This is a genomic window from Micromonospora sp. DSM 43699 (genome assembly GCF_055517075.1).
On the sequence record NZ_JBTMMT010000065.1, the window covers coordinates 32475 to 39409 of the forward strand.

Sequence of the window (6935 nt, forward strand, 5' to 3'; positions counted from 1 at the left end):
TCCTTCGGTGCCGTGCCGCAGCCGGACGGGCCGGGGCCGGCGGTCGGCATCCGGTGCCGGCTGCCGACACAGCCGGCGCGGAGATGGCGGAGGCGCCCCGGCCGACCGACCGGGGCGCCTCCGTGCACGCGGGTGTTACAGGCCCAACTCGGCCTCGAAGTTGCCGCCCTCCAGCCGCTCCTTGACCGCGACCAGGAAGCGGGCCGCGTCGGCGCCGTCGATCAGCCGGTGGTCGTAGGACAGGGCCAGGTAGACCATGGACCGGACCGCGACGACCTCGCCCAGGTCGGGGTCGCTCACCACGACCGGACGCTTCACCACGGCACCCGTGCCGAGCATCGCCGACTGCGGCGACGGCACGATCGGGGTGTCGAAGAGCGCCCCCCGGCTGCCGGTGTTGGTAAGCGTGAAGGTCGCCCCGGCGATCTCGTCCGGGCTGATCTTGTTGGTCCGGGTGCGCTCGGCCAGGTCGGCGACCCGCTTGGCGATGCCGCCCAGGTTGAGGTCACCGGCGTTGTGGATGACCGGCGTCAGCAGGCCGCGCTCGGTGTCCACCGCGATGCCGAGGTTCTCGGCGTCCGGGTAGGTGATGGTGCCGGCGTCGAGGTCCATCCGGGCGTTCACGATCGGGTACGTCTGCAGCGCCTCGATCGCGGCCAGGGCGAAGAACGGCAGGAACGACAGCTTCACACCGTGCCGCTGCTGGAACGAGTCCTTCGCCTGCGCCCGCAGCTTGGCGATCCGGGTGACGTCCACCTCGATCACGGTGGTCAGCTGCGCCATCTCGTGCAGCGACTCCTGCAACCGGGTGGCGATGGCCTTGCGGATGCGGGTCAGCTTCTCGGTGCTGCCGCGCTTGCCGCTCGGCTGCGCCTTGGCCGCAGGCTTCGCCGGGGCCGCGGCGGCCGGCTGCGCGGTGGGGGCCGGGGCGGCCTTGGCCGCCTTCGCCTTCTCCGCCGCCTCCAGCACGTCCTGCTTGCGGATCCGGCCGCCGACCCCGGTGCCGTTGACCGACGCCAGGTCGACGCCGTGCTCGCCGGCCAGCTTGCGGACCAGCGGGGTGACGTAACCGGCGGCCTCCTCGCCGCCACCCTGGGCGGGAACGGCCGACCGGGCCGGCGTCGCCGTGGGCGCGGCGGGCTGGGCGGCCTGCTCGGCCTGTGCCGGCTGGGCCGCCGACTCGGCCTCGGCGGCCGGCTCGTTGTACCCGGCACCCGGAGTCGGCTCGGTGACCTCGGGCTTCGGCTCCGGCTTCGGCGCGGGCTGGGCCGCCGCCTTCGGGGCGGGCTCCGGCTCCGGCTCGGCCGGGGCCGCGCCCGCCGCGCCGATGATCGCCAGGTCCGCGCCGACCGCGGCGGTCTCGTCCTCGGGGACCTTGATCTCCAGGACGGTGCCGGCGACAGGCGACGGGATCTCGGTGTCGACCTTGTCGGTGGAGACCTCCAGCAGCGGCTCGTCGACCTCGACGGTCTCGCCTACCTGCTTGAGCCAGCGGGTGACGGTGCCCTCGGTGACGCTCTCGCCCAGGGCCGGCATCTTCACCGCGGTGCCCTCGCCGGAGGACGCCGGGGCGGCCTGCGCCGCCGGCTGCTCCTGGGCCGGCTGCTCCGGCTCCGGGGCGGTGCCCTCGGCGGCGGCCGTCGGCTCGGCGGCCGGCTCGGCCTGCTCCTGCCCGCCGGCCTCGCCGTCCTCCTGCCCGCCGGCCGACTCGCCCTCGCCGGAGATGACCGCCAGCTCGCTGCCCACCTCGGCGGTCTCGTCCTCGGCGACCACGATCCGGCTCAGCACCCCCGCCGCGGGGGAGGGGATCTCGGTGTCGACCTTGTCGGTCGACACCTCGAGCAGCGGCTCGTCGACCTCGACGGTCTCACCCTCCTGCTTGAGCCAGCGGGTGACGGTGCCCTCGGTGACGCTCTCGCCGAGCCGAGGCATGGTGACCGATACCGGCATGTTCTGAAACTCCTTCGTGGCCTGGTGCGATCCTCGCCCGCTTGCCGCCGGCGTCGCGGAATGAGTGTGGGTCAGGCGTGCGCGTGCAGCGGCTTGCCGGCCAGGGCCAGGTGTGCCTCGCCCAGGGCCTCGTTCTGGGTCGGGTGGGCGTGTACGAGCTGCGCCACCTCCGCCGGGTAGGCCTCCCAGTTGTAGATGAGCTGCGCCTCGCCGATCAGCTCACCGACCCGGGCACCCACCATGTGTACGCCGACCACCGGGCCGTCCTCGACCCGGACCAGCTTCACGAAACCGGCGGTCTTGAGGATCTGGCTCTTGCCGTTGCCACCCAGGTTGTAGTTGTAGGTGCTGACCTTGTCGCCGTACTGCTCCTTGGCCTTCGCCTCGGTCAGGCCCACCGACGCCAGCTCGGGGTCGGAGTAGGTGACGCGCGGGATGCCGGCCTCGTCGATCACGGCCGGGTTCAGGCCGGCGATCTCCTCGGCGACGAAGATGCCCTGGGCGAAGCCGCGGTGGGCGAGCTGCAGGCCGGGCACGATGTCGCCGACCGCGTAGACGTTCGGCACGCCGGTGCGCAGCCGCTCGTCGGTCAGCACGTAACCCCGGTCGAGCTTGACGCCCTGCTCCTCGTAGCCGAGATCGGCGGTGTTCGGCCCCCGGCCGACGGCGACCAGCAGCAGCTCGGCCTCGACGGTCTCGCCGCCGGAGATGGTCAGCTTGACGCCCTTCTCGGTCTTCTCGACCTTCTCGAACGGCTTGCCGACCTTGAAGTTGATCTTCCGCTTGCGGAACGCCCGCTCCAGCGCCTTCGACGACTCCTCGTCCTCGGCGGCGACCAGCCGGGGCAGCGCCTCGACGATCGTCACGTCCACCCCGAAGGACTTCCAGACGCTGGCGAACTCGACGCCGATCACGCCACCACCCAGCACGATCACCGACGCCGGGACCCGGTCCAGGGTCAGCGCGTGGTCGCTGGTGATGATCCGCTCGCCGTCGACCTCCAGGCCGGGCAGGCTCTTCGCGTACGAGCCGGAGGCCAGGATCACGTTGCGGCCGGTGTACCGCTTGCCGTCCACCTCGACGACGTTCCTGCCGACCAGCTTGCCGGCGCCCGCCACGAAGGTGATGTTCTTGTTGCTGCCGACCAGCCCCTGCAGGCCCTTGTACAGCCGGGAGATCACCCCGTCCTTGTACGAGTTGACCCCGGCCATGTCGATGCCGACCAGCTCGGCCTTGACGCCGAACTGCTCGGACTCGCGGGTCTGGTCGGCGATCTCGGCCGCGTGCAGCAGCGCCTTGGTGGGGATGCAGCCGTTGTGCAGACAGGTGCCGCCGAGCTTGCCCTTCTCGACGAGCGCGACGGAAAGGTCAAGCTGGGCGGCACGCAGCGCCGCCGCGTAGCCGCCGCTGCCACCTCCGAGAATGACGATGTCGAAGGTTGCGTCGTTCGGCTCGCTCACGTCCAACTCCCTGGTCGCTTCGCTGCATCGGGGGGTCACGGCGGGGCGGCACGGGCAGACCCCACCTCGGTCATCTTGTCACTTGCCCGTCCGTAGCGCGTACCGAGGTGCCCAACGACACGTCCCGGACACGTACTCTTGGCACCGTCCTCGATGACGGACGGGGGAGAGGAGGAGCCCGGTGGCGCTGTTCCGGCGACGTAAACCGCCGACCGCGGCCAACCGTGACCGGCCGGCCGACCGGGCCGACCTGGATCATCTGGCCAACTTCGTCCGCACCCGGCGGGGCGTCGAGGCGTACCTCGAACCACGGACAACCGTCACCGAGACCACCGTCATCATGATCGCCGACGACGGCGAGTGGACCCGGCGGCGCATCGACGGCCCGGACGGCGCCCGCCGCTTCGCGCACGCCCTGGGCATCCCCATCTACGACGTCCGGCTGATGGGCTATCCGCAGCGGATGCGCGACTACAACGAGCGCCGCAAACGCCGACCCGAGCTGTTCTGACGGCGGCCCCGTCCGGGACCGACCGACCCGGTGCCGGCCGCGGCGCTCCGCTGCGCGCCGTGCCCGATCAGCGACGCCGTGCCCGATCAGCGACGCGTGGACGGGCACCCGTGGGCGGCCCCGTCCACGTGTCGCGAATCCGTCAGCCGTTGGCGGCGACGTCCTCGACCAGCTGCACCAGGGTGCGGACCGGCACCCCGGTGCCGCCCTTGGTCCAGTAGCCGGTCGGCTCGCCCGAGTGGTAGCTGGGACCGGCGATGTCGATGTGCGCCCAGGCCACCTCGTCGGTGACGAACTCGCGCAGGAACACCCCACCCTGGAGCATGTGACCGGCCCGGTCCATGCCCGCGTTGACCTGCGAGATGTCCGCCACGTCCGAGTCCATGCCCTTGCGTACGTCCTCCGGCAGCGGCATCGGCCAGGCCGGCTCACCGACGGAGTCGCCGGCCGCCTTCACCCGCTCGCACAGCTCCGGCGTGCCCATCACCCCGGCGATCCGCTTGCCCAACGCGACCACCTGCCCACCGGTCAGGGTGGAGGTCTCGAACAGGTAGTCGGTGCCGTCGGCGCAGGCGCGGGCCATCGCGTCGCCGAGGATCATCCGGCCTTCGGCGTCGGTGTTGAGCACCTCGACCTTCTTGCCGTTGAACATGGTGACCACGTCACCCGGCCGGTAGCTGGTGCCCGACGGCATGTTCTCGGCCATCGGCAGGTAACCGGTCACCGTCACGGACGGCTTGAGTGCGGCGATCGCCAGCATCGCCGCGCCGACGGCAGCCGCGCCGGCCATGTCGGACTTCATCTCCCACATGCCCTGCGCCGACTTGATCGAGATGCCGCCGGTGTCGAAGGTGATGCCCTTGCCGACCAGCGCCACCCGCTTGCCGTTGGTCTCGCCCGACGGGGTCCAGGTCAGCTTGACCAGGCGAGGCGGGGCCTCCGAGCCCTGCCCGACGGCGGTGATTCCGCCGTACCCGCCGGCCCGTAGCTCCGCCTCGTCAAGCACCTCGACGTCGAGCCCCGCGGCCCGCGCGGCGGTGGCGACGATCTCGGCGAAGGCCGGCGGACGCAACTCGTTCGGCGCGGTGTTGACCCAGTCCCGGCTGGTACGTACCGCACCGGCCACCACGGTGGCCCGGTCGACCTCGGCCAGGGCGGTCGCGTCGGCGGCGTCCGGCACGGCGATCAGCACCTCGGCCACCGGCTCCCGCCGGGAGGGCTGCGGCCTGGTCTTGTAGCCGGCGAACCGGTAACCGCCGAGCAACGCGCCCTCGGCGACCGCGCGCAAGGCGGCCGGGGCGTCGGCGTCGTCGGGCAGCGGCAGGCTCAGCGCCACCCGGGGCGCTCCGGCCAGCGCCCGGACCGCCGCACCGGCCCCTCGGCGCAGGGTCTCCGGGCCGGGGGCGGCACCGGTCGGCTCCGGGCCCAGCCCGACCGCCACGACCAACGGGGCGGTGACGGTGCCCAGCGTGGCCAGCTTGATCACTTCGCCGGGGCCGCCGGTCGCGCCGAGCAGGGCCAACGTCTCGGTCAGCTTGCCGTCGAACGCGGCGGCGATGCTCTCCGCACCGTCGGCCAGCAGCAGGGAACCGCCGGGACCGCTCGTGGCGTCCGGGCCGGTGGTCTGGCTGTGCAGGCCGATCACGATCGCGTCGACCGCGAGTTCGGCGGGGTCGGTGTCGACCAGGCTGAGGGTGGTGCTGGACGATGTCACTGAAGCTACTCCGGGCGGGCCGGGCCGGCCGCGTCGTCGCGTACCGGCGGTGATGGTCTCCGGTGGCGACTGAGCCGCCGGAGCGCGGGTGCGTCCCGCCGATGTGCCGACGGGTCCCGCCGATGCTAACCAGCGGCGCAGCCACCGGTAAGTTGCCACCCATGACGGACGTGACCTCCGACGCTGCCGCGACCCGGCTGCGCCGTTCCCCGCTGCACGCGCGGCACACCGCGCTCGGCGCCAAGTTCGCCCCCTTCGGGGGCTGGGAGATGCCGCTGGAGTACGCCGGCGGCGGCGTGCTCCGGGAGCACACGGCGGTGCGGACCGCGGTCGGCGTCTTCGACGTCTCGCACCTGGGCAAGGCACGGGTCACCGGCGCGGGCGCGGCGCGGTACGTCAACTCCTGCCTGACCAACGACCTGGACCGGATCGGAGCCGGCCAGGCGCAGTACACGCTCTGCTGCGACGACGCCACCGGCGGGGTGGTCGACGACGTCATCGCCTACCGGTACGCCGACGACCACGTCTTCCTCGTCCCGAACGCGGCGAACACCGCCGAGGTGGTACGCCGGCTGCGCGCCGCCGCACCGGCCGGCGTCGAGGTGACCGACGAGCACGACCGGTACGCGGTGCTGGCCGTGCAGGGTCCGCGCTCCGCCGAGCTGCTCGACGCGCTGGCCCTGCCCACCGGGCACGACTACATGAGCTTCTCCCCGGCGACGCTTGCCGACGCCGAGCTGACCGTCTGCCGCACCGGGTACACCGGCGAGCTGGGCTACGAGCTGGTGGTGCCGGCCGGGCACGCCGTCGCCGTCTGGGACGCGCTCCTCGCCGCGGGTGCGGGTGTCGACCTGCGGGCCTGCGGGCTGGGCGCCCGGGACACCCTGCGCACCGAGATGGGCTACCCGCTGCACGGTCAGGACCTGTCCCTGGAGATCACCCCGGTGCAGGGCCGCTCCGGCTGGGCGGTGGGCTGGGACAAGCCGGCCTTCTGGGGCCGCGACGCGCTGCGGGCCGAGAAGGCCGCCGGCCCCCGCCGTACGCTGCGCGGCCTGGAGGCCGTCGACCGGGCCATCCCCCGCGCCGGCATGACCGTGTACGCCGACGACGCCCCCGTCGGCACGATCACCAGCGGCACCTTCAGCCCGACCCGCAAGCAGGGCATCGCCCTGGCTCTGGTGGACACCGCCCCGAAACTCGCCGACGGCGACCTCGTCGAGGTCGACATCCGGGGCCGCCGCGCCCAGATGCGCCTCACCCGCCCCCCCTTCGTCACCCCCTCAGTCCGCTAACCCCACCC

5 protein-coding genes are annotated in these 6935 nt (G+C 72.9%); 2 read left to right on the plus strand and 3 right to left on the minus strand.

The genetic code is table 11. The features are described 5' to 3' along the window. Nucleotides 1-135: 135 nt before the first annotated feature. Nucleotides 136-1950: a 2-oxoglutarate dehydrogenase, E2 component, dihydrolipoamide succinyltransferase gene (gene sucB, locus AC0AIB_RS25100; protein WP_465097597.1), complete on the minus strand. Its 1815-nt coding sequence runs from the start codon at nt 1948-1950 to the stop codon at nt 136-138. Nucleotides 1951-2021: 71 nt separating this feature from the next. Then, a complete protein-coding gene (gene lpdA / locus AC0AIB_RS25105; protein ID WP_328344205.1) occupies nt 2022-3449 on the minus strand; it encodes a dihydrolipoyl dehydrogenase in 1428 nt (475 codons plus the stop codon). A 142-nt stretch (nt 3450-3591) separates the two neighbouring features. On the opposite strand from lpdA, the gene AC0AIB_RS25110 reads away from it, so the two are divergent. Further along, nucleotides 3592-3921, plus strand: a complete 330-nt coding sequence (locus AC0AIB_RS25110) for a hypothetical protein (RefSeq protein WP_328344206.1) — start codon at nt 3592-3594, stop codon at nt 3919-3921. Between the two features lie 142 nt (nt 3922-4063). On the opposite strand, the gene AC0AIB_RS25115 is transcribed toward AC0AIB_RS25110, so the two are convergent. After that, nucleotides 4064-5635, minus strand: coding sequence for a leucyl aminopeptidase (locus AC0AIB_RS25115; protein ID WP_465097598.1), 1572 nt, complete (start codon nt 5633-5635; stop codon nt 4064-4066). Between the two features lie 161 nt (nt 5636-5796). Here AC0AIB_RS25115 and gcvT point away from each other — a divergent pair, with 161 nt between their 5' ends. Further along, on the plus strand, nt 5797-6927 hold the full coding sequence (gcvT, locus tag AC0AIB_RS25120; protein ID WP_328344209.1) for a glycine cleavage system aminomethyltransferase GcvT: 1131 nt from the start codon (nt 5797-5799) through the stop codon (nt 6925-6927). The last annotated feature ends 8 nt before the right edge of the window (nt 6928-6935 follow it).